Source organism: Robiginitalea sediminis (genome assembly GCF_002198115.1).
GTDB lineage: Bacteria > Bacteroidota > Bacteroidia > Flavobacteriales > Flavobacteriaceae > Robiginitalea > Robiginitalea sediminis.
Genome location: NZ_NGNR01000001.1, coordinates 1,333,503 through 1,354,580 on the forward strand (window position 1 = coordinate 1,333,503; position 21,078 = coordinate 1,354,580).

General features: G+C 54.9%; 21 protein-coding genes. 13 read left to right on the forward strand and 8 right to left on the reverse strand.

Features of this window, described 5'->3' with window-relative positions:
- Positions 1 to 49 precede the first annotated feature (49 nt).
- Entirely contained in the window at positions 50 to 847 is a 798-nt protein-coding gene (gene nadE / locus CA832_RS05950; protein WP_088340617.1) for an NAD(+) synthase, read from the reverse strand.
- A gap of 85 nt (positions 848 to 932) precedes the next feature.
- On the opposite strand from nadE, the gene gldB reads away from it, so the two are divergent.
- The 3 genes from gldB to CA832_RS05965 are packed head-to-tail and all read left to right on the forward strand — an operon-like array spanning position 933 to position 3,587.
- Positions 933 to 1,895 carry a gliding motility lipoprotein GldB gene (gene gldB / locus CA832_RS05955; protein ID WP_143542342.1) on the forward strand — a complete coding sequence of 321 codons (963 nt, stop codon included), beginning with the start codon at positions 933 to 935 and terminating at the stop codon, positions 1,893 to 1,895.
- A 3-nt stretch (positions 1,896 to 1,898) separates the two neighbouring features.
- Positions 1,899 to 2,255 carry a gliding motility protein GldC gene (gene gldC, locus CA832_RS05960; protein WP_088340619.1) on the forward strand — a complete coding sequence of 119 codons (357 nt, stop codon included), beginning with the start codon at positions 1,899 to 1,901 and terminating at the stop codon, positions 2,253 to 2,255.
- Positions 2,256 to 2,267: 12 nt separating this feature from the next.
- Entirely contained in the window at positions 2,268 to 3,587 is a 1,320-nt protein-coding gene (locus tag CA832_RS05965; protein WP_088340620.1) for an ATP-dependent 6-phosphofructokinase, read from the forward strand.
- Here the strand turns inward: CA832_RS05965 and glgP are convergent.
- The 6 genes from glgP to yihA form a co-directional block, all read right to left on the reverse strand.
- Positions 3,584 to 5,239 (reverse strand): alpha-glucan family phosphorylase, encoded by a 1,656-nt coding sequence (gene glgP, locus CA832_RS05970; RefSeq protein WP_088340621.1) that lies wholly within the window; start codon positions 5,237 to 5,239, stop codon positions 3,584 to 3,586. The genes CA832_RS05965 and glgP overlap by 4 nt on opposite strands.
- A gap of 73 nt (positions 5,240 to 5,312) precedes the next feature.
- The gene (locus tag CA832_RS05975; RefSeq protein ID WP_088340622.1) at positions 5,313 to 7,151 is read right to left on the reverse strand and encodes an SLC13 family permease; all 1,839 of its coding nucleotides are present in this window, start codon (positions 7,149 to 7,151) and stop codon (positions 5,313 to 5,315) included.
- 12 nt (positions 7,152 to 7,163) lie between these two features.
- Positions 7,164 to 7,949, reverse strand: coding sequence for a universal stress protein (locus CA832_RS05980; RefSeq protein ID WP_088340623.1), 786 nt, complete (start codon positions 7,947 to 7,949; stop codon positions 7,164 to 7,166).
- A 119-nt stretch (positions 7,950 to 8,068) separates the two neighbouring features.
- Positions 8,069 to 8,776 carry a pirin family protein gene (locus CA832_RS05985; protein WP_088340624.1) on the reverse strand — a complete coding sequence of 236 codons (708 nt, stop codon included), beginning with the start codon at positions 8,774 to 8,776 and terminating at the stop codon, positions 8,069 to 8,071.
- A gap of 106 nt (positions 8,777 to 8,882) precedes the next feature.
- Positions 8,883 to 9,932, reverse strand: coding sequence for a TRM11 family SAM-dependent methyltransferase (locus CA832_RS05990; RefSeq protein ID WP_088340625.1), 1,050 nt, complete (start codon positions 9,930 to 9,932; stop codon positions 8,883 to 8,885).
- Entirely contained in the window at positions 9,929 to 10,552 is a 624-nt protein-coding gene (yihA, locus tag CA832_RS05995; RefSeq protein WP_088340626.1) for a ribosome biogenesis GTP-binding protein YihA/YsxC, read from the reverse strand. Before yihA ends, CA832_RS05990 begins: the two co-directional genes overlap by 4 nt.
- Before the next feature lie 428 nt (positions 10,553 to 10,980).
- Here yihA and CA832_RS06000 point away from each other — a divergent pair, with 428 nt between their 5' ends.
- From CA832_RS06000 to CA832_RS06030, 7 genes are all read left to right on the forward strand, one after another.
- Positions 10,981 to 12,123 carry a hypothetical protein gene (locus tag CA832_RS06000; protein ID WP_088340627.1) on the forward strand — a complete coding sequence of 381 codons (1,143 nt, stop codon included), beginning with the start codon at positions 10,981 to 10,983 and terminating at the stop codon, positions 12,121 to 12,123.
- A 133-nt stretch (positions 12,124 to 12,256) separates the two neighbouring features.
- Complete coding sequence (locus CA832_RS06005; protein ID WP_088340628.1) at positions 12,257 to 13,594, forward strand: hypothetical protein; 1,338 nt, start codon at positions 12,257 to 12,259, stop codon at positions 13,592 to 13,594.
- Between the two features lie 92 nt (positions 13,595 to 13,686).
- Positions 13,687 to 14,202: a hypothetical protein gene (locus CA832_RS06010; protein ID WP_143542339.1), complete on the forward strand. Its 516-nt coding sequence runs from the start codon at positions 13,687 to 13,689 to the stop codon at positions 14,200 to 14,202.
- Between the two features lie 17 nt (positions 14,203 to 14,219).
- The gene (locus CA832_RS06015) at positions 14,220 to 14,993 is read left to right on the forward strand and encodes a CsgE family curli-type amyloid fiber assembly protein (protein WP_158211886.1); all 774 of its coding nucleotides are present in this window, start codon (positions 14,220 to 14,222) and stop codon (positions 14,991 to 14,993) included.
- Between the two features lies 1 nt (position 14,994).
- The gene (locus CA832_RS06020) at positions 14,995 to 15,396 is read left to right on the forward strand and encodes a curli production assembly/transport component CsgF (protein WP_088340631.1); all 402 of its coding nucleotides are present in this window, start codon (positions 14,995 to 14,997) and stop codon (positions 15,394 to 15,396) included.
- Between the two features lie 10 nt (positions 15,397 to 15,406).
- A complete protein-coding gene (locus CA832_RS06025) occupies positions 15,407 to 16,795 on the forward strand; it encodes a CsgG/HfaB family protein (protein ID WP_088340632.1) in 1,389 nt (462 codons plus the stop codon).
- A gap of 10 nt (positions 16,796 to 16,805) precedes the next feature.
- Complete coding sequence (locus CA832_RS06030) at positions 16,806 to 18,329, forward strand: carboxypeptidase-like regulatory domain-containing protein (RefSeq protein WP_088340633.1); 1,524 nt, start codon at positions 16,806 to 16,808, stop codon at positions 18,327 to 18,329.
- 25 nt (positions 18,330 to 18,354) lie between these two features.
- On the opposite strand, the gene CA832_RS06035 is transcribed toward CA832_RS06030, so the two are convergent.
- A complete protein-coding gene (locus CA832_RS06035; protein WP_088340634.1) occupies positions 18,355 to 19,119 on the reverse strand; it encodes an alpha/beta fold hydrolase in 765 nt (254 codons plus the stop codon).
- A 271-nt stretch (positions 19,120 to 19,390) separates the two neighbouring features.
- On the opposite strand from CA832_RS06035, the gene mraZ reads away from it, so the two are divergent.
- The 3 genes from mraZ to CA832_RS06050 are packed head-to-tail and all read left to right on the forward strand — an operon-like array spanning position 19,391 to position 21,076.
- Entirely contained in the window at positions 19,391 to 19,855 is a 465-nt protein-coding gene (gene mraZ, locus CA832_RS06040) for a division/cell wall cluster transcriptional repressor MraZ (RefSeq protein WP_088340777.1), read from the forward strand.
- Positions 19,833 to 20,762, forward strand: a complete 930-nt coding sequence (gene rsmH, locus CA832_RS06045) for a 16S rRNA (cytosine(1402)-N(4))-methyltransferase RsmH (RefSeq protein WP_088340635.1) — start codon at positions 19,833 to 19,835, stop codon at positions 20,760 to 20,762. The genes mraZ and rsmH overlap by 23 nt, the downstream gene beginning before the upstream one ends.
- Entirely contained in the window at positions 20,759 to 21,076 is a 318-nt protein-coding gene (locus CA832_RS06050) for an FtsL-like putative cell division protein (protein WP_088340636.1), read from the forward strand. Before rsmH ends, CA832_RS06050 begins: the two co-directional genes overlap by 4 nt.
- Positions 21,077 to 21,078 lie beyond the last annotated feature (2 nt).

Here is a 21,078-nt window from a genome sequence, read left to right on the forward strand (position 1 = left end):
ACCTGACCGAAACCACGTGTAAAAATCGTGCTAATGCACTGATTTATAGTTAAGATGTAATTTTGAGGGTTTCCGGTATCTCGCACACCGGGATAGGAAGCATTTTATGTCGATTAACGGTATTCAAATGCTTGTAAATACGAAATACCTCGCGCTGGCGGCCTTCAAAATCGGATTCCTTGCGCCCGGCTTCGTCCATAGCCATGGCCCATTCCAGTTCCGGATAGGTTGCCCCAATCTGGTCCTCGTCCGTCCGGTCGTCCCCCCAAAGGCCGTCGGTAGGGGCCGCTGTTAAGATTTCCTCATTGATACCCAGGTGCCGGGCCAGGGCGTACACTTCGGTTTTCAACAGGTCTGCGATGGGGCTGAGGTCTACCCCGCCATCCCCGTACTTGGTATAGAAACCAACCCCGAAATCCTCCACTTTGTTTCCGGTGCCCGCCACCAGTTTTTTCTCCAGGGCGGCGAAGTAGTACAGGGAGGTCATCCGCAGGCGCGCCCGGGTATTGGCCAGGGACATAAAGCGGCTCTCTTCCTCTTCCACCGGGGGGAAACTGGCAATGAGCTCGTCGAATACGCCCGTGAGGTTGATCCATTCCGAGCTCACGTTGGGGAAACGTTCCTTGAGCCAGAAAATATGGTTGGCGGCCCGGGTAACCTGGTTCTTGGATTGGTGGATGGGCATCTCCAGGCAAAGGACCTCCATCCCCGTCATGGCGCAGAGCGTTGAGGTCAGGGCGGAATCGATGCCCCCGGAAACCCCCACCACAAAACCATTCATCCCCGCATCGGAGGCGTATTGCTTTAACCAGTTCACAATGTGTTCTACAACGGCTTTGCTTTGCATTCGTGCTTCGGATTGAGAGTGAAAACTACTACCTTTACCCAGTAAAAATACGACCTGTACCCTTAAAAAGGAAACCTTGGGAAGAATACAGAATACCTTTTTGGCGGTTTTAGCGGTTTTGTGGTTCTCGGGCTGTGCAGATTCCAAACCAGAGGTCGCCGCGGAAGTCCGGGAAATCCCCCTGGAACTCAGTGTACAGCGCTTCGACAGGGACTTCGATAAAATGGGGCCCTCCCAGCTGCCTGCCTTGAAACAAATGTATCCCTACCTGTTTCCGGAGCAAGTACCGGACAGCATCTGGCAGGCCAAACATCGGGATACGCTCCAAATTGAAATCCGCGCCCAGGTCGATTCTGTTTTTGCCGATTTCGGACCCTACCAGGCAGACCTCGAGCTTTTCTTCAAACACGTAAAATATTATTTTCCGCAGGCGCCCGTCCCAAAGGTGGTCACCCTTACCTCCGATGTCGACTATCAGAACCGGGTAATCCTGGCGGACAGCCTTCTGTTACTGGGCCTGGACAATTACCTGGGGCCGGGGCACCGCTTTTACGGGAATATGGACCGGTATATTGCGGCCGAACTGCGTCCGGACTACCTGACCAGCGATGTGGCCAGCGCCTTTGCCGGGAAGGTGATACCTCCGCCGCGGGACCGCTCCTTCGTGGCGCAAATGGTCTACCATGGTAAAAAGCTATACCTGAAGGACCTGATGATGCCTCTGGCTGCGGATTCCGTGAAGATCCGCTACTCGGCAGACCAGATGCAGTGGGCCAAAGATAACGAGGGCCAGATTTGGAGGTATTTTGTGGAGCGGGAGCTCCTTTATAGTACCGATCGGGAACTGGGACCCCGGTTCCTGGACCCTGCGCCTTTCAGCAAATTCCGCCTGGTGCTCGATAATGAATCGCCCGGGAGGCTGGGGCGCTACATCGGGTGGCAGATCGTGAGAGCCTATGCTGCACAGCATGAAGGCACCCTTCAAACCCTCCTGGAGATGCCGGGAGAGGAACTATTTAAAGCGTCGAACTACAAACCACCGAAATAAGATATGTCCAAATTACACACCTCGGAAATCAAGCTCAGGGTTACTCTGGACGAAAACCGGGTCCCGGAAGCTCTCCACTGGTCGGCAGAGGACGGCGGGATCAACAACGAAGAGGCCAAGGCCATGTTGTTGTCCGTTTGGGACCAAAAGAATCAAGAGTCTCTCAAGATAGACCTCTGGACCAAGGATATGCCGGTGGATGAGATGAAAGTCTTTTTCCACCAAAGCCTAGTGGCCCTGTCCGACACCTATATGAAAGCCACACAGGATGAAAAAATGACCGCGACGATGAAGGATTTCTGCGATTACTTTGCAGAGAAACTTGAACTGCGCGGGAAACCGCCCGGCAGGGACGCCTAATACCGTAAACCCATGTCTGAGAACCGTTTTGAGATTCGCCATTTGGGCGAACCCACCCATATGTCCCCCCTCCCCCTGAGCAGTGAATCGGGGGATAAGCTCTTTAACTTTGTAGACGACGGGCAACAGGTGCTCTTTAGCACAGAAGCCTCTGAATTCAACCGTTGCCTCCGTTCGGGTGAACCACCCCTGGTGCTGCAAAAAGCCGGCCCCCGGCAAAAACTCTATTTTGACCCTGAGCAAACCACTGCGGCTATTGTCACCTGTGGGGGGTTATGCCCGGGAATAAATAACGTAATCAGAGGGGTGGTCATGGGCCTCTACTACTTTTACGGCGTCAAGAAAATTATCGGGATTCCCTATGGGTTTGAAGGCCTCACAAGGGATTGCCCGCACCCGTACCGGGAACTAACCCCGGATTCGGTCCGGGACATCCACCAGTTTGGTGGCACCATCCTGGGGTCCTCCCGGGGAGCGCAGGACGTGGGGGAGATGGTGGAAACCCTCCAAACTCTGGGGGTTAACATGCTCTTTACCATTGGCGGGGACGGAACCCTCAAAGGGGCAGACGCCCTGGGTGCCGAAATCCAGAAGCGCGGCCTGGACATTGCCGTGGTGGGTATCCCCAAAACCATCGACAACGACATTGACCTGATCGATAAATCCTTTGGGTTTGAAACCTCCTATGGGGTTGCCGCAACGGTAATCCGCGATGCCCACAATGAGGCTACCGGGGCCTACAACGGCATCGCCCTGGTGAAGCTCATGGGGCGCGACAGCGGGTTTATAGCCGCTTCTGCCGCCATGGCCATGCCGGAGGTGAATTTTGTTTTGGTTCCGGAGTTGCCTTTCCGTCTCGATGGGGACAATGGTCTTTTAAAACTCCTGGAGCACCGGCTGAAAATAAAGAAGCACGCGGTCATTGTGGTGGCCGAAGGCGCCGGGCAGTATCTCTTTGAGAAAGGAGAAACGGTGAAGGACGCCTCGGGTAACATCAAGCACCAGGATATCGGGGTCTTGCTGAAGGACCGCATTGGCGCCCATTTCAAGGCCCTGCAGACCGAAGTGACCATCAAGTATATAGACCCGAGTTATATCATCCGCTCGGCCCCGGCCAATGCCAGTGACAGCATTTTCTGCAACCGGTTGGCCTACCAGGCCGTCCATGGCGCCATGGCAGGCAAGACCCGTTTTTTGGTAGGTCTTGCCAACAACCAGCTGGTGTACTTCCCCATCGAAGCAGTGGGAGGCCGTCGCAAGAAAATCGACCTGGAAGGGGAGTTTTGGTTCGCTACCCTCCAGAGTACGGGGCAGCCCTACCATATCGGTTAGTCGGCGTATAATTCCCGGTAATACTGTTCTGCCATCCGGTGGCTTGAAAACCCGGGGACCACGTCCTGCATCCCGTTAAAGACCATTTCCTGCCAGGCTTCGGGTTTCTCATAGTAGAGGGGTACTACCTCCTCTTCCAGAATCCGGTACAGGTTGCCTGCATCCATGTCGTCCTGGACCGGGTGCGGCTGCCGGGCATCGGCCTCGGGCAGAATGAAGGCATTTTTGCCGTGTTTTCCGAATTCCGGGATCCACCCGTCGTTAACCGTCAGGTTCAGGGAGCCGTTCATGGCCGCTGTCATCCCGCTGGTGCCGGAGGCTTCCCGGGTAATCCTCGGCGTATTGAGCCAGATATCGGAGCCTTCCTTCAGGGCCCGGGAGAGGGCCATCTCGTAACCGGTAAGGACGGCCAGGTTGGGAAACTGCCAACTTACTTCCATGAGCCTGTTGAACACCTGTATGGCCCCGAAATCGGTCGGGTAGGGTTTTCCGGCCCAGATAATCTGCACCGGGCGGTCCGTTTGTGAAACCAGTTTCCGGAAGCGCTCGAAGTCGCGCAACAGGAGGTCGGCCCTTTTATAAGCCGCAAAACGGCGCGCCCAGACCACCGTGAGAACATTCGGGTCGAAGCGTTTGCCGGTCTGGTCCAGGACGGTTTCGAACAGGGCGGCTTTGAGTTCCCCTTTACGCCTTTTAAAAGCCCGGGTATTTCTTTTTTCAAAGGCCTTTTGCAACGCGGCATCGGTCCAGTAAACGGGGTGTTGGGCGTTGGTGATGGGGATAATCTTCCCCTCCAGCCCGAAAGGCTGCCACATGCCCCTGGCCACCTCGGCGTGTAGCTTGGAGACCGCATTGGCCTTTTTACTGTGGCGCAGGGCAGAGACCGTATAGTTCAGGGTATCTCCCCCAACCAGTTCCTGTTGCAGCTCGGGTGGGGTGAGTTCCCGCCCGAAAAACCCCCTGTTGTTCAGATGGTATCCGTTGCGTTCCTCGTTTCCGCCTTTTTCCGGGGTATGGGTAGTAAAGACCATTTGGGACTGCGGGACGCCGCGGTCCCGAAGGTAGTAGAAGGCCGGGAGGGCGTGGCCCTCGTTTAGGTGGTAGATAGATGCCCCACCCAGCATCTCGACAATCTTGGCGCCCCCGACCCCAAGGACGATGCTTTGGGAGATCCGGGTCTCGTCGTTGGAATCGTAAAGCTGGTCTGTAATAGTCCGGGAAAGGTGGTCGTTTTCGGGCAGGTCCGTGGTGAGCAAATACAGGGGGACAGAACCGAAGACTTCCGGCTTCAGGATATAGGCCCGGACCCTGACGTTAGGGTTGCCACTGATGGTAACCGAGACTTCCAGCCCCGTATCCTCAAGGAAATCGTAGCGTTTGCGGATGCGTTCGGCCCGCATACTGCGGTCCTCGTGCCGGCTTTGGTCGTAATACCCGTATTTCCAGAGCATCCCTATACCAATCATGTTTTGCTTCAGGTCGAAGGCCGACCGCAGGTGCGAGCCCGCCAAAAACCCCAGGCCGCCACTGTAAATCTTAAGGGCCTGGTCGATGCCGAATTCCATGCTGAAATAGGCCACGCGTTTGGAGAAAGCTTTTGCCGGCGTATAAGGGTGGTGCCAGGTACGGTATAGGGAAGGTGAGGTGGACATAGGTCGGATTTAAAGACCCCGAAAATACATATTAATCCCCATTTGCAATACGCTCTGTCCGTTTAACAACCGGTTAGTACGGCCAGAATACCGGAACCAGCAGGAGGGTGGCGGCAAAAAACAGCAGCAGCAGGGGAAACCCAACCCTGAGGTAATCGGTAAACCGGTACCCCCCGGCAGACAGCACCATGGCATTGGTGGTAGTCCCCACCGGGGTGAGGAATGCCGTGGAAGCACTTATGGCCACCGCGATCAGGAAGGGTTCGGGGGACAGATTCAAAGATGCGGCCGCCATGAGGGCTATGGGAGCCATCAGGACGGCAGTTGCCGAATTATTGATGGTTTGGCTAAAGGCAGTGGTCAGCAGGAAAATACCGCCCAGCAACAGGGTCGGGTGGGTATTGCCCAGGGCTGTAACCAGGGCAGTAGCGGCCGTAGCGGCCATCCCGGTCTTCTGGAGGGCAACCCCCATGGGAATCATTGCGGCAATCATAACGACGCTGGTCCAGGAGATCCGGGCATAGGCTTTACTGACCGGGACGCAGCCGGTAAGCATCAGGATGCCGGCTGCAAGTAGCGCGGCCATGGCCCCTGGCATAATTTTGAAAACAAGCAGCAATACGAGCAGCAGCAGGCAGCCCATGGCAATCCAGGATTTGGGGGTGAGCTGTTCCACATCCCGCGCCATGGATTCCGGGCTCCCGGTAATAACCAGGTTCCGGTATACGCGTTTGAGCTGGTCCATATTTTCCCAGGCGCCCCGGATGACAAAGGCGTCACCGGCCTGGATGTCCACCTCAGGGCCGGATAGCGGTTTGTTATTGCGGGAGGCCCCTAGAAGCTGGATGCCATACTTTTCCAGGTAGGCCCCCATAGCCACCCGCCTGCCCACAAAATAGGAGTTGGGGGTAATGAGCATTTGGGCCATGCCGATTTCCTGGTTGATGAATTCGGATTTCAATTCCTCGGGGCTGAAGGGCTGCGGCAGGACCCCCAGCTTGCAATCCCGCTGCAGGCGGTCTACCGCCTGGGGCGTACCCTTTACCGTCAGGATATCGTGGTAGCGCAATTCGGTCTCAGGGGCCGGGAATTCCACAAATCCTGCCCCGGGTTCGCGCAGGAGCGGGTGGCGCCGGCGCAGGCGCAAGGCCTGAACCCCATAGGTGCTTTCGAGGTTCCACGCCCCCAGCAGGGTCCCGATCATGGGCGACATGGACCGGATCCGCAGGCGGTACACATCTTCTGCTATGCTGAAATGCCCGAGCCAATTCTGCATTTCCGAGTCGATGTTGGCGGGCTGGTTAGAGGTGCGGTTGGAGGGAAGCAGGCGGTGCCCCACAAAGCGGAAATACAAGAGGGAGATGACCAGCAGAGGTAACCCGATTAAGCCAAATTCGAAAAAGGAAAACCCTTCGGCCCCGGACTGTTCCAGTACCCCGCTTACAATGATGTTGGGCGGTGTCCCGGTCAAGGTCAGCAGCCCCCCGGTGTTGGAACCGAAGGCAAGGGGCATCAGTACCTTGGAGGGAAAAGTACCGGCGCTCCAGGCAGCGGCAACGGCTACCGGAAGCAGGGCGGCAACCGTCCCGGTGTTGCTCACAAAGCCGGACAGGAGGCTGGAGCCCCCGCTCAGGATGACGGTAAGGCGGGAAGCGCTGCGCCGTGCCAGGGAGACAAAGGTCTTTCCGGCCACGGCCGTCCAGCCCGTACGGGAGAGGCCTTCCCCAATGATAAACAGGGCGGCAATCATGATCACGGTGGGGTCGCTGAAGCCGCTGAGGGTTTCCCCCAGGGTCAGGATACCTGTAAAGAACAGGGATAGCATCGCCATCATGGCCACTACATCCGGGGGCCATTTCCCCCAAAGGAATAGCAGCACCGTTAGCAGGAGGATAATCAGGACCAGGGTCATACGCTCCGGACCTCAGTGCTCGATAGCCAATAGGGGAGAGTGTGACTGCAGGGTCAGGATGCGTGTCAGGCGGCCTTCCGAAGGCGTCCCTTTACGGGCATGGTTCCTCGGCAGGATGGCCAGCATGTCGATTTCCTTTTCCCGAACGTAGTCGAAAATACCCTGTACCACATCTTCATTTTCAATAAAGATGTGATGGGAGTAGAAACTCTCCAGGTAGTACTCCAGGAGCTGTTCGTTGCGCTCCTCGCTTTCGGAGTACCCATAGGTCCCTGGCTTGTTCTCTATGGTAAGCACGTGGACTTTGGCATTGAAGGTCCGGGCGACATCCAGGAGGGTGCCCAGTACATGGGGGTCGTCTATTTCCTTGGAACCCAGTACCAGGGCGATGGTTTTCAGCTGGAATTCCTCTTGTACATCATGAGGGACCACCAGTACCGGGCATTCAGTGGAAAGGACGGTTTCGGATGTCTTGGTAGTACCGTTGGGGTCCTCCGACCCGGCGGTACCCATAACGATCAGATCCGGTTGCGCCCATTGGCATTTTTTGAGCAGCCCTTCCACAGATGGGGGGGAGAACGCCACCCAGGAAAGTTTCGCCCTGAAGGCCTTGCTTAAGCCGGACTTGATTTTATTGAAAGCTGCCTCCAGGGCGGGTTGATCTTCTTTTTCCTGCATAAAGCACACTTCGATGTGCTTCTCCGGCCTGCTGCCGGCAAAATCGATCGCATAGCGCAGGGCGCGATCCGAAACCTCACTGAAATCGTAGGGAACGAGGATTTTGGTAATTCGATCCATTTGAGCGGGTGATTGAGTTATGGCATAAAACTAAGGGTAAGGTTACGAACAATTCATGACAATTATCAAATCTTTGCCCGAACTTTTCCCTGTTTTGCAGGAATTGAAGGATACGCCCGCTATAGGGGTACTTCCATAAGCAGGACCTTGCCGGGGGTATCGAAATGGAAGGATAGGGAGTCCGTTCCGGATACTTCCATGGCATCGCGTTTGCCGAGCAACTGATCCCCTGCCTTTGCAGACCCCTCAGTGACAAAGACGTACACGCCATTCTCAGGATTTTTAAGGGTGTAGGAGGAGGAACTCCCGGCCTGGAATTCCCCGAGGTGGAACCAGGCGTCCTGGTAAATCCACAACCCGTCGAAGGCTCCGTGTGGCCCCAGGATGGTATTCCACCTACCCTGGGATTGGGCGGGGTCCAGGGTAACCTGGCCGTAGCGGGGTTCCACCCCCTGGGTATGCGGCAGGATCCAGATTTGGAGGAAGGCTACCTCCTTGTCTCGGTTTTTGTTGTATTCACTGTGGGTAACCCCTGTTCCGGCACTCATCACCTGGATGTCGCCCTGGCGGATAACCGTGGTATTCCCCATATCGTCCTTGTGCTCCAGGTCCCCTTCCAGGGGGATGGAAATAATTTCCATGTCGCGGTGCGGGTGGGTGCCAAACCCCATCCCGGGCGCCACCCGGTCGTCGTTAAGGACCCTCAGGGCGCCGAATTGGATGCGCTCCGGGTTGTAGTAATTCGCAAAACTGAAACTGTGGTAACTCCTGAGCCAACCGTGGTTGGCAAAGCCGCGGGAATCTGCACGGTGCAGGGTTGTTTTCATAGTAGGAATAAGGTTGAGGTGGTTGTTTGATGTGTAAAAATACGGCGGGAAAGAGGATTGAGGGCTTAAGGAAAGGTTAAAGACCTTAGGGGGTCCACCCGCCCTCCTAAACCGACCTGAGCGCCACCAGTATATCCCGCTGTATGGCCTGGTCTACCCGGTGGTCAAATTGCTGGTAGGGTCCTTCGGTAAGCACCTCGAATCCCGCTTCCCGGAAGGCCTTTTCCATGTCCTTCCTGGGGGTTACCCGGGTGTTCCAGGACAGGGCGATGGCGCCGCCCGGGACCAAAACCTCTTTCCAGGCCGGCAAACAGTCCCGGACCAGTTCCAGGGTGTTTCGGGACCCACCCTTTCCTTTGCGCGCGTTTTTGCTGGTATGGGCAATCCCGTAGGGGAGGTCGCCTGCAATAAGCTCAAAAGACGCCTTCTTAAAATAGGTGTCCGCCAGGCGGGAGTCTCCCTGCACCAGGGCCCAGGTTTTGGGTTGTGGAGATTTGCCGCCATCGGGAAGATTCGGGGTGTAAAGGATTTCCCGGGCCATGACGGCGTCGGATTTCTGCCGGCCGGCCACCCGGCGCTGGCCTGCCTGGTGCTTGATGCGTTCCTTCTCCAGGAATTTTTTGAAATAGGTAAAACCTTCATGAACCGCTTTGGGGTCCAGTTCTATCCCCTGGGCCTCGTACCCCTTTATTGCAGCTTCGTATAAAGTGGTACCCCGGCCGGCTACCGGGTCCAACAGGCGGATGGGCCGGTTGGGTTCGGTTTCGGCGGAAAGCCCTGCCACACTTAGGAGCAACCGGGTAAAATTCTCATTGGTTTTGCCCTTGTATTTCAAAAGGGAACTGAGTTTGTTATCCAACACCCCGGAGGCCGGTCTGGCCAGGGGTTTCAGACAAGGGCCATGGTCGGCTTCCAGGAGCTGGAATAGGGCATAGGTAAAGGACAGGCCGGCGAGCAGGCCGAGGTCTGCTTCGGAAGGGGTCCCATCGAGTTCCAGCCGGAGGTAGCGCACCCCGCCCAGGCGCACCAGTTCCGGGGGTTTCCCGCCAACGGACAGTTTGCGCAACCCCAATTCCAGTTCTGCGAGGGCCATAGGGGCAGACGCTTCAAAATACATCTGGTTATGCCCGGGGTGTTCCAGGATCAACAGGGTCATGGGTTGTTCTTTTGAGATTCCCTGAACGCCTGGTTCACTCCTTCTATATAAGTAAGGACTTCCTCTTTTCCCACACCATGGGCCGATGAGGTAATAAAGTGGGGCGGGGTTTCTACCCACCCGGCCTCGCGCATCTGCTCCAGGTACTGCCCGGCCTGCCGCTCCTGTGCCCCCTGTTTTAATTTGTCTGCCTTGGTAAAGACCATGCAGAACGGGATGCCTGCCCCGTTAAGCCAGGCCATAAAGTCGAGGTCAACGCTCTGGGGTTCGTGCCGGAGGTCCAGCAGGACAAAAGCACAGAGCAGCTGGCGCCGGTTGGCGAAATAATGCCGGATAAGGCCCTGGAAGGCAGCCTTGTCCTTTTTGGAAGCGCGCGCATAGCCATACCCGGGGAGGTCTACCAAATACCAGGTGTCGTTAATCAGGAAATGGTTAATGAGCTGGGTCTTGCCCGGGCGTCCGGAAGTCTTGGCCAGGTGCTTGCGTTCGGTGAGCATATTGATCAGGGAGGATTTCCCCACATTACTCCGGCCTATAAAGGCGTATTCAGGCAGGTCGCCCCCCGGGCACTGGTCTGCTTTGGTACTGCTTTTAACAAAAGTGGCGGATTTGATTTTCATCTTCGGGCAAATGGGCCTGCTGCTTTTTGGGCAAAGTTACGTGTTTTCCTACGACCGGATTTCCGATAGACTACTAAAAGGACTGTTCAACGACACCTGCAAATATATCAGGGAATACGCTGATTTTTATGGAAATCCCCAGAACAGTTACTTAAACGAGATTTTATGCAGTTCATCGACTAAAAATCACGGTGAATTGTAAAATCCTATACCCGGCCGGAACTTTAAATAAGCATTTTTTTTGGCCGAAAAGGCATGTTCCGGATTGCTTTTTCAGCCTTCAGCCCGGGTTCGGGTATCCATGATACTTCCCAAGGAAGATGTCCCCAACATCTTCGGGTACAGCAACTACTTATTGCGTGTTTCGGCACAGCCAACAGGCTATGGTTTTTGGATTATCTAACCTTTAATAATTAAAACCGTTAACCATGAAAAAAGTAGTTTTATCTGCACTGGCACTGGCTATGGGGTCTTTTATGATGGCCCAGGACAATGACAGTAAGGTTACTCAGAACGGAGATGCGAACAAAGCCACGGTCAACCAGGCCGGGACCACCCACCGCAGTGTGGTACGCGTTTTCGGGGACGAAAACCAAAGCAGCGCATTCCAGCGCGGAAATTCCAACAACCAGGTTACCGAAATTGCCGGACTGGGCAGTTCCGATGGGAACAAAACCAGTGTGGAGCAGCGCGGTACGACCAATAATGCGACCTTGGATATTGCAGGGGATGGCAACACCGTAAGTGTAGACCAAAGGGGTAACTCCAACAACAATGGCCCCAACTCAGGCAGTGTCTGGTCTGGCGATCCGAATGCTGTGGAAATCACCGGTAACGACAACCGGGCAACCCTTAAGCAAAACGGACACCTCAATGAAGGTTTTGTGTTGACTCAGGGAGATGGCAACATTGCCAAAATTACCCAGATGGGAGACGAAAACCTGTCCTATGTTACCGCTACAGGCGATGCCACCGGAAACCGGGGAGAATCCTTCCAGGACGGTGCGTCAAACAAGTCGTTTATCAACCAGACCGCCACAGGTATTTTTGCGGATTCCCGGCCCGATGGCAATACGGCATTCGTTCGTCAGGTAGGAACCTCCAATGAAAGTACCGTAGAACAATCCCGGTATATGGCCTATGCCAATGTAGACCAGGGAGGAACCGGGCATATGAGCGAAGTAGTTCAGGAGTCCTGGGGAGACGACAGGGCTTACGTAGAACAACGGGGCCAGAACCAGGATAGCTATATCGAACAGGTATCCGGACTTGGTAACCGCGCGGATGTAACGCAGCGTGGCGATGGCAATGAAAGCGACGTCATTCAGGGCGGCGAGTACGACAAAGCCGTGGTTTTCCAAAGCGGAAGCGGAAGCGTCAGTATGATAGACCAGGATACCAATGCCAGTAAGGCAAACGTAAACCAACAGGGCATGAACCACGACAGCATGATCCTGCAACGCGGGGCCGGTATGAACCAGGCCAATGTGACCCAGACAGGCATGGGCCAGATCAGCACCATTAACCAAAACGGCATGTCTAACGTGGCAACCGTTATTCAAAGCAACTAATCCGGATGGTTCAGGAAGGGAAGGGTATCTTCTGCGATGCCCTTTCCTTCCCTTTTGCCTTGTCCTGCCTTGAGTATTTCCGGAACCCGGGCGGGACGGATTAGCAATATTCATTCTTTAAAAACCATTAATCATGAGAAAAGTTTTATTAAGTGTAATGGCACTTGCCATCGGGTCCTTTGGTATGGCCCAGAGCAACACCAGTGCCGTAACCCAGTCGGGTACGGGCAACGCTGCCAATGTGTCCCAGACAGGAGCCAGCAATGCCTCTACCATAACCAACACCAACGGGGTGGACAATACTGTAAAAGTGGCCCAGGTGGGCCAGACCAACGTTTCCACCTTCGAAACCACCGATGGTTCCAGCACCAACGTAGCAGACCGCATTTACCAGAATGGGGTTACCAATACCTCAGCCTCCATCATCACCGGAAACGGGAATGACCAGAGCGTGGACCAGCGCGGGGAAATGAACGTCAGCACCGTAACGGTAGTGGGCGACAATAATACCGTTGAGGTGGATCAGCGGGGGAATAAAAACACCTCTGTTATTGACCAGATCAACGGTACATCAGGCAGTACTGCAGATGTTTACCAAGGCAATGGCTCCGACAAGCAGATGAGCACCATCAATCAGGATGGCGCTACGGATAGTGATGCTTTTGTTCGGCAGATCGGGCCGGACAAAAATACCAGCACGGTAAAACAAACGGGTACTACCAATGCCTTGGCGGATGTGTACCAGAATGGTACGGGTAATACCAGTACGGTACAGCAAATTACCGGCCAGGCAGAAGGAAATACAGCCATGGTAGACCAGATCGGAACCAATAACAAGAGCTTTGTGAACCAGATTTTCGGGGCGCCCAACCTTGCGACGGTTAACCAGAATGGTGACAGCCATGAGAGCCAAATTCGCCAGGAATCCGCTCAGCGCAATGAGGTTCAGGTTTCGCAGTCCGGTGTGGGCCAGTGGAGCTGGGTGAAGCAACGCACCAGCCAGGATAACCTTGCCAAGGTAAATCAGTCCGGTACTGCAAACCGCAGTAAAATCCAGCAGGGATTTGCACCCCCAACTGCATCTGTGGGTTCAGTAGCCGATGTGAAACAAACTGGTAATGCGCAGAACAGCTATGTGGAGCAAACCGGATTCGGGGATGTAGCCACAATTAGGCAATCCGGAGCGGTTGGCGGTAACGACAGCTTTGTGCAACAGGATACCGACGCCAACAGTATGGCCAAAGTAACCCAGAACGGGGAGGCCAACGAGAGCGACGTCCTCCAGAACGGTGCGGGCGATAACATGGTTACCGTGAACCAGAATGGTGCTGCCAACATGAGCCTGGTAGACCAGATGGCAACCGGTGCCGGCCAGAACGCCGCCACTGTGATGCAGAATGGCTCCGGCCACATGAGTACAGTTAGCCAGATGGGCGCCGCAAACGTGACCAATGTCATGCAAAACAACTAGGATGGAAAGTACCTTCCGTCTGTGATTTAAAAGGGCTGCGGGGCGCCAACCAGGTGTTCCGCTGCCCATTTTAACCCTCTAAGTGCTCAGTTATGAGACCCATTACTTTCATATTATCCTTTCTGATGTCTTGTGCCACAGCCTTTCAGGTCAGCGCCCAGGGTATAATCAATACCGAAATCACGGGGGAGACCGAAGCGCAACAGTTTAGTTTTCTCACCCTGCAATCCGACCAGGCGCCAGCGCCTTCCGACCTGCTAATTGCCAACAACGGCGTGTTTATCAACCAGGTGGGCAACGATAATGCTGCCCTTGTGGCCATACGGTCCAAGGTAAGTGACGTAAACCTGCTCCAGGCGGGCGACCTGAACAAGATGCGCCTGAATCTGCAGGCCGATTTTGTGGACTACCAGGCCCTCCAGCTTGGGACGAACAACTTATTGCTCGAATACCCCTCCCTTGGGAACAAAACCCTGCTGCAGCGGGTGGTAGAGCAGTACGGGGATAACCAGAGCCTCATTATCCACGGCCAGAACAGCATTATTGACAAAATGAGGATCCGCATGGAGGCCGGGTCCCAAAGCCTGATTATCAGGAATACCCAGTAACGATGGTCTTGCCCCGGATGACCACACCAAAGGCGATATGCCTGTTCCTTATCCTTGGAATCCACGGCCAGCTCCTGCTTGCCCAGAATTTCAACCGGGAAGTGGAAGCCTTTATTGATGTGGATTCCCGGGGGGTCCGCACTTCTATCGTCTTCTCGGCCTACAACAAAACCCCCTTAAAGAAAAGCCTGAGGTACCGTGCCCTGATCGTGAAGAGCGACCGGGAAGGGACCTCCCAACAATACGAGGACGAGCAGTACTTCATTGCCGAGGCCGGTGAACGGAAAATCATCAGCCAGGCCAATATCGAAATCTCCGAAGGGGAGCGAACCATTGTCTTTGTCCTGATTTATGAAGAGGACCAGGTCATTGGGAAGGACCGCATTGTGATTAACGGTTTTGAGGGTGAGGACGACCTGCAGCCCAGTATTGTGGAAGAGCAGCGCCTCGTGCCTCAACAAGAGGCCGCTCCTTCGGCAGATGTGGAGCTACTTACAGGGCTGGTCTTCGAAAACACCAAAACCAAGCCGGGCCGGGATTTCTACCAGAAATTTTATCTGGCCTATACCACCAACAATATCAACGGAAACAAGATGGTCAAGGTAGACGAGGTCCTGGCCATTGGGGGCAATACCCAAATCCGCATTTATGCGGGGGACGACCTGGTGGTCCAGTTCTTTGTGAACCCCAGAAGCTCCTACATGGATCAGATGGTGGAGTATTCCATCCGCCGGGTGAACCAGTATTTCCAGCAGAATAAGGCCATCCGCCAAAACACCATATCCTATTAAGATGAAACGATTCCTTTTCACCTGCCTTCTCCTGGTATTTTCAGGATACACCTACAGCCAACAGCTGGTCTATACCCCCAAGAACCCGAATTTCGGGGGGAACACCTTTAACTACCAGTGGCTGCTGAGCTCTGCCAATGCGCAGAATTCCTTTACCGACAATACGGACCGATTCGGGTCCGACCGGTCGGAGCTGGAGGATTTTCAGGAAAGCCTCAACCGCCAGCTGCTGGGCCAGCTCACCCGTTCGGTTTTCGATTCCGAATTGGGCGACGGCTTGCAGCCCGGCACCTTCAATATAGGGGATCTGCTCCTGGAAATTTTCGAATCCGGTGAAGGCCTGGTCATCAACATCCTCGATACCACCACCGGGGAGCAAACCCAGATTATTGTCCCGAACTAACCCCGTATCTATGAAGCGTTACAGAACGTTCGCAGCCCTGGGAGCCCTCCTCGCATTATCGGCCTGCGGCACCTATTTTAACCAGCCCGTTGCACCCACTACCTCCAGGACAGGGGAAACCACTTCGGAATCGGATGCGCTTAGGAGCTTACCCCTCCCGGCAGAGCCAATCGTGGTGGGGGTGTACAATTTCAAGGATCAGACCGGGCAGTACAAGGCGGTCGAAAACGCCAGTACCTTCAGCACGGCGGTTCCCCAGGGGGCAACTACCATGCTGATTAAGGCCCTGGAGGATTCCAAATGGTTTACCCCCATAGAGCGGGAGAACCTCTCCAACCTCCTCAATGAACGCAACATCATCCGTTCCACCCGCCAGGAGTATACGGGCGACCAGAGTGGTCAGCCCAACCTGCCCCCCTTGCTCTATGCCGGGATCCTGCTCGAGGGGGGGATTATTTCCTATGACACCAATATCATCACTGGCGGCTATGGCGCCCGGTATTTCGGGGTAGGGGGCTCTGCCCAATACCGGCAGGACCGGATCACCATCTATCTCAGGGCCGTATCCACCTCCAATGGAAAAATCCTGAAAACCGTTTACGTGTCCAAGACCATCCTGTCCCAGGCCCTGGATGCCAGCCTTTTCCGTTATGTAAAGTTCCAGCGCCTGCTGGAAGTGGAAACGGGGATTACCAAGAACGAACCCATACAACTGGCTATTCAGAATGCGATAGAGAATGCCGTCGAATCCCTGATCATTGAGGGGATACAGGATAACCTCTGGAGTACCGCTGAGGGGCTAGAGGTAAACGATTCCCTGGTGTTGGCCTACAACCTAAGGAAGCAGGAAGAAGAGTCGTCCCTCCTGTACAACCGGTCGCAAGCCGGTGAATTGCGCAAGTCCGGGCTTAGTGTGTACGGGAATGCCCCCGTGTTCAACGGGGACTTCACCAAGAAATCCTTAGGGGTAGGCGGCGGCCTTCGATACAGTTTGTACCTGACCCCACACCTGGACCTCGGACTGCGCGGGGACTATTTCTATTTCACCGGCGGGCAGAACTTTTATAAGGAATATATGTCCGCGAACCTGAACCTGGGCTACACCATCCTCCCGCGGGACCGGTTTACCCCCTATGTATATGGCGGCGGCGGGCGTATTTTCGATTTGCGATCGCCCAAGCCGGGCCTTACCGAGGACCCTTCAGGTTTTAACTTCCAGTACGGACTGGCCCTGAAATACCGGGTTAACCCCGGCCTGTCCATTTTTATTAGTGCAGAGAACAACCATACGACCACCGATGCCCTGGACGATGTCGTCAACGGGGTGCGTGACGATTTTTACAGCAACTTCAGCCTGGGGCTGGAGTGGCGATTTGGAAAAAACATATCAATACGATAACTGATAACCCATGACCCAACGCTATTTCATCCGTTTACTGGCGCTTTCAGCCTTGTTATTTGTAGGTTCATGCGAGGAGGAGACCCTGGACGACCAGGCCTTCGGCACCCTGGAGGGAAAAGTGGTAACCCAGGGGGATAACACCCCGGTGGAGAACGTCAAGATTACCACGAGCCCCTCTTCAAACACCGTCTTCACAGACCGGGATGGGAATTTCAGGATTCCCGATATCCTGGTGGGGGACTATTCTGTGCAGGCCGAACAGGAGGACTTCCAGGCCGCTTTCGAGCCCGCCTCAATCCTGGCGGGTAAAACTACGAATGTGGTTTTTGAGCTGGACAGCCTTCAGGCAGCTAACCTGAGGCCACGGGTACCCCTGTTGCTGGCCCCGGAGGACAAGCAGACCGATGTGCTGAGCCCCGTGGAGTTCGTCTGGTCGTCCGCTGCCAATGACCAGGACCCCATAACCTACTCTCTGGAGCTGCGAAATGGAAATACGGGAGCTACCCAGACATTTGAAGCCCTTGCCGATACGGTCCTGGTCGTGGAGGACCTGGCTATTGGCGCCAATTATTTCTGGCAGGTAACCGCTACGGACGATATTACCGAGCCGGTCCAGAGTAAAATCGGTAGTTTTCAGCTGAGGGGTGTTTCACAGAACCGCTACCTTTTTGTAAGGAACCTGGAAGGCAACAATGTTATTTTTTCCGGTGGCGAACCGGGGGGAACTTCGGCAGAAGTCAACCAGAACGAGATCCAGCTGACCGCTTCGGGCATCAATGCCTACAGGCCAAAGGCCAACCGCCTGGTGGGTAAAATTGCCTATATCCGGACCGTAGGGGGAGAAGCGCATATCTTCACCATGAACCTGGACGGTACCGACCAGAAACAACTTACTGCCGAGGTGCCCGTGGCCGCATTCCGCCAGGATGAGGTGGAATTCGCCTGGTACCCGAATGGCAGTGCCCTCTATTACCCGAATTTCAACAAAGTGTACAGCATCAACCTGGATGGTTCCGGGGTGCAGGTGGTCTATGAGGCTGCTGTCAATGAATTTATTACGGAAATTGCCGTGAGCCCGGGAGGAGGGGAACTTGCCCTGAAACTCAACGATGCACAAGGCTACAATGCCGAAGTACGGACCGTCAATATCGCCAGTGGCCAGGTAACCCGGACGGTCATTTCCGGGGTGAGTGGTGCCCTGGGTGGCATTGATTATGCCCCGGACGGAAACCGGATCCTGTACACCCGGGACGTATCGGGCACCCAGAACAACCAGTACCGCCAACTCGACGCGCGCATTTTTGAATACAACCTGGTAAGCGGTACAGCTGTGGAGATCGATACCCGGAAACCTGCGGGCTTTAATACCCTCGATGCCAAATACGCGCCCAATGGCGGGTCTGTTATCTATACGTATACTTCCAACGATGGGATTTCCGAAAGGAGTATCCGAAGGAAGCAGCTGGATACCGAAGAATTCTTCGAAAGCGAAGTGGTATTCACCAATGCCTCTATGCCGGATTGGGAATAAACGGGGAACAGGAGTTTCCTGAGTATCAGAACCCCCTGGCTACCAGCCAGCTCTCCAGGATGCGGTTGAAGTCATTGGGGTGCTCCATCATAGGGGCATGCCCGCATTTCGGGATCCAGAACAGGTCTGAATCCGGCAATAGCTGGTGGAATTCCCGGGCCACGTTGGGTGGGGTAACCGAATCGTTTTCCCCCCAGATGATACAGGTGGGGGTGGTCATCTTGGGCAGGTCCTTGGACATGTTGTGGCGGATGGCGCTCTTCGCTATGGAGAGGGTCTTGACCAGTTTCATCCGGTCGTTCACCGTGGCGAATACCTCATCCACAATCTCCTTGGTGGCCACAGCCGGGTCATAGAACACATCCTGCGCCTTTTTCTTGATAAACTCGTAATCGCCCCGTTTCGGGTATCCGTCCCCCATAGCGCTTTCGTAAAGGCCGGAGCTCCCGGTAATGACCAGGGCCTTCACCATTTCAGGGTACATCTTGGTGTGGAGCAGGCCGATGTGCCCGCCCAGGGAATTTCCCAGCAGGATGACATCCTTCAGGCCTTTGTATTCTATAAACTGCTCCAGGAAACGCGCAAAATTCTTGACGTTGGTCTTGATCAGCGGCATGTCGTAGATGGGCAGTTCCGGGATCAGGACCTTATATCCTTTGGCAGGAAAGTACTCCGAAACCCCCTGGAAGTTGCTGAGGCCTCCCATGAGGCCGTGCAGGATGATCATGGGGGTGCCTTCCCCCATCTCGATATAGCGGTATTTACCATCCTTTATTATCTGCTCTTCCATCCCTGGGGCGTTGTTATGAGTTGGCAAATATAGGGATTTCCCCCTTACCGCAAGGCCTCAGGCCGCTTTCCCGAACGGACAGGAGGCCGGTGGGATGCCAGTTTTCGGCGCAGGGACCCTTCCCACTTTACAACCACAATAAAACCAATGCCTGAAGGCGTGTTGGTATGACTTCTTTCACTTTTTTTTCACAAAGTGGGATTTTGTGGTAAAATGTGGTAATAATTTCTATATATTTGAGTTTTATAAGAAGAATCAACCTGACTTTTTCGTGATCACCTTCGTAGGAACATACGATTGCAAGGCCGATGCCAAGGGGCGTGTTATGATCCCCGTGGCCTTGAAAAACCAGATGGCGCCCGTGGTGAACGAAGGGTTTGTGATCAAGCGGTCGGTGTTCCAGAATTGCCTGGAACTCTATCCGATGTCTGAGTGGAACCAGTTGATGCAGCAGATGCATCGCAAGAACCGGTTCAAGAAAAAGAACAACGATTTTATCCGGAGGTTTACGGCCGGCGTCAAGATTGTGGAAATCGATGCCACAGGCCGTTTGCTCATCCCCAGGAACCTGATGGCGGTGGCCGGCATAGACAAGGAAGTCGTGCTGAGTTCTGCCATCAATATTTTGGAAATCTGGGACAAGGATAGCTATGAAAAAGTGCTGGAGGAAACCGCGGCAGATTTTGCCGACCTGGCCGAAGAGGTAATGGGCGATGACGGAGACGCCCTACCATAGGCCCGTGCTGCTGAGGGAGTCGGTCGACGGGCTGGCGGTCCGTGCAGATGGGGTCTATGTAGATGTCACCTTCGGAGGCGGGGGGCACAGCCGGGAAATCCTCAGCAGGTTGGGTTCTGAAGGCAGGCTAATCGCGTTCGACCAGGATGAGGACGCCTTGGCCAACGCCCCTCAGGACGACCGGTTTTTGCTGGTCAATGAAAATTTCAGATACCTGAAAAGGTATTTAAAGTTCTATGGCATTCTGAAGGTTGACGGTATCCTGGCGGATTTTGGGGTTTCTTCCCATCAATTCGACCAGGCCAGCCGGGGCTTTTCCACCCGTTTGGAAGGGGAACTCGATATGCGCATGTCGCGCCGTTCGGGGCGTTCGGCCAGGCAGGTGATCGGGGAATACCCTTTTGAAGCCCTGCGGGAAATCCTCCGGAATTACGGGGAACTCCGCAACCCGGCACCCGTGGCCCGTGCTATTGTGGAGGCCCGGGAGAAGGCGCCCATCTTAACCACCTCCGACCTGAGTGCCGCGGTGCGGCCCCTCTTGCAAAAAGGGAAGGAGAACAAAGGGTTGGCCCAGGTGTACCAGGCCATACGGATGGAGGTCAATGAGGAGCTCGGCGTGTTGCGCGAATTCCTGCTGCAGACCCCGGATGTCCTGAAGGCAGGGGGCAGGCTGAGCCTGATCAGTTACCATTCCCTGGAGGACCGGCTGGTTAAGCGCTATATCCGCTCGGGCAAGTTCGAAGGGGAGGTGGAGAAGGATTTCTTCGGGAACCCCATCAGGCCGTTTAAGGCTGTGGGCAAACTTATCGTCCCGTCCGATACTGAAATACAGGTCAACCCCAGAGCCAGAAGCGCCAAACTGCGGATCGCAGAGCGGCTGCAAACGCATAACGAGAGCAAAAAATGAAAAAAGGAATCGTGGCCATACTGAAAGGAACCTTCCTGGTGAGCGGGGATGCCCTGCGCAACTGGAAGTTTATCCTTTTTGCCTCCGCCCTGGCTACCATCATGATTGCCAGCTCTCATGCCGCAGACCGGAAGGTGCACCAGATTGCAGCTATGAATGATGAGGTGCGCGAGCTGCGGAGCGAGTTCGTGGAGACCCGTTCCCGTGCCCAACGCCTCAAACTGGAATCGACCATCCGCGAACGGGTCCGGGAGGTTGGGTTGTTGCCCGCCCAGAGCCCGCCCCGCAAAATCCTTATAAACGCAACTCCGTAACC

Excerpts from the sequence above, each read along its gene's own strand:
- nadE (WP_088340617.1), bottom strand. The coding sequence starts at position 847 with ATGCAAAGCAAAGCCGTTGTAGAACACATTGTGAACTGGTTAAAGCAA.
- gldC (WP_088340619.1), top strand. The coding sequence starts at position 1,899 with ATGTCCAAATTACACACCTCGGAAATCAAGCTCAGGGTTACTCTGGAC.
- CA832_RS05965 (WP_088340620.1), top strand. The coding sequence starts at position 2,268 with ATGTCTGAGAACCGTTTTGAGATTCGCCATTTGGGCGAACCCACCCAT.
- glgP (WP_088340621.1), bottom strand. The coding sequence starts at position 5,239 with ATGTCCACCTCACCTTCCCTATACCGTACCTGGCACCACCCTTATACG.
- CA832_RS05975 (WP_088340622.1), bottom strand. The coding sequence starts at position 7,151 with ATGACCCTGGTCCTGATTATCCTCCTGCTAACGGTGCTGCTATTCCTT.
- CA832_RS05980 (WP_088340623.1), bottom strand. The coding sequence starts at position 7,949 with ATGGATCGAATTACCAAAATCCTCGTTCCCTACGATTTCAGTGAGGTT.
- CA832_RS05985 (WP_088340624.1), bottom strand. The coding sequence starts at position 8,776 with ATGAAAACAACCCTGCACCGTGCAGATTCCCGCGGCTTTGCCAACCAC.
- CA832_RS05990 (WP_088340625.1), bottom strand. The coding sequence starts at position 9,932 with ATGACCCTGTTGATCCTGGAACACCCCGGGCATAACCAGATGTATTTT.
- yihA (WP_088340626.1), bottom strand. The coding sequence starts at position 10,552 with ATGAAAATCAAATCCGCCACTTTTGTTAAAAGCAGTACCAAAGCAGAC.
- CA832_RS06000 (WP_088340627.1), top strand. The coding sequence starts at position 10,981 with ATGAAAAAAGTAGTTTTATCTGCACTGGCACTGGCTATGGGGTCTTTT.
- CA832_RS06005 (WP_088340628.1), top strand. The coding sequence starts at position 12,257 with ATGAGAAAAGTTTTATTAAGTGTAATGGCACTTGCCATCGGGTCCTTT.
- CA832_RS06010 (WP_143542339.1), top strand. The coding sequence starts at position 13,687 with ATGAGACCCATTACTTTCATATTATCCTTTCTGATGTCTTGTGCCACA.
- CA832_RS06015 (WP_158211886.1), top strand. The coding sequence starts at position 14,220 with ATGACCACACCAAAGGCGATATGCCTGTTCCTTATCCTTGGAATCCAC.
- CA832_RS06020 (WP_088340631.1), top strand. The coding sequence starts at position 14,995 with ATGAAACGATTCCTTTTCACCTGCCTTCTCCTGGTATTTTCAGGATAC.
- CA832_RS06025 (WP_088340632.1), top strand. The coding sequence starts at position 15,407 with ATGAAGCGTTACAGAACGTTCGCAGCCCTGGGAGCCCTCCTCGCATTA.
- CA832_RS06030 (WP_088340633.1), top strand. The coding sequence starts at position 16,806 with ATGACCCAACGCTATTTCATCCGTTTACTGGCGCTTTCAGCCTTGTTA.
- CA832_RS06035 (WP_088340634.1), bottom strand. The coding sequence starts at position 19,119 with ATGGAAGAGCAGATAATAAAGGATGGTAAATACCGCTATATCGAGATG.
- rsmH (WP_088340635.1), top strand. The coding sequence starts at position 19,833 with ATGACGGAGACGCCCTACCATAGGCCCGTGCTGCTGAGGGAGTCGGTC.
- CA832_RS06050 (WP_088340636.1), top strand. The coding sequence starts at position 20,759 with ATGAAAAAAGGAATCGTGGCCATACTGAAAGGAACCTTCCTGGTGAGC.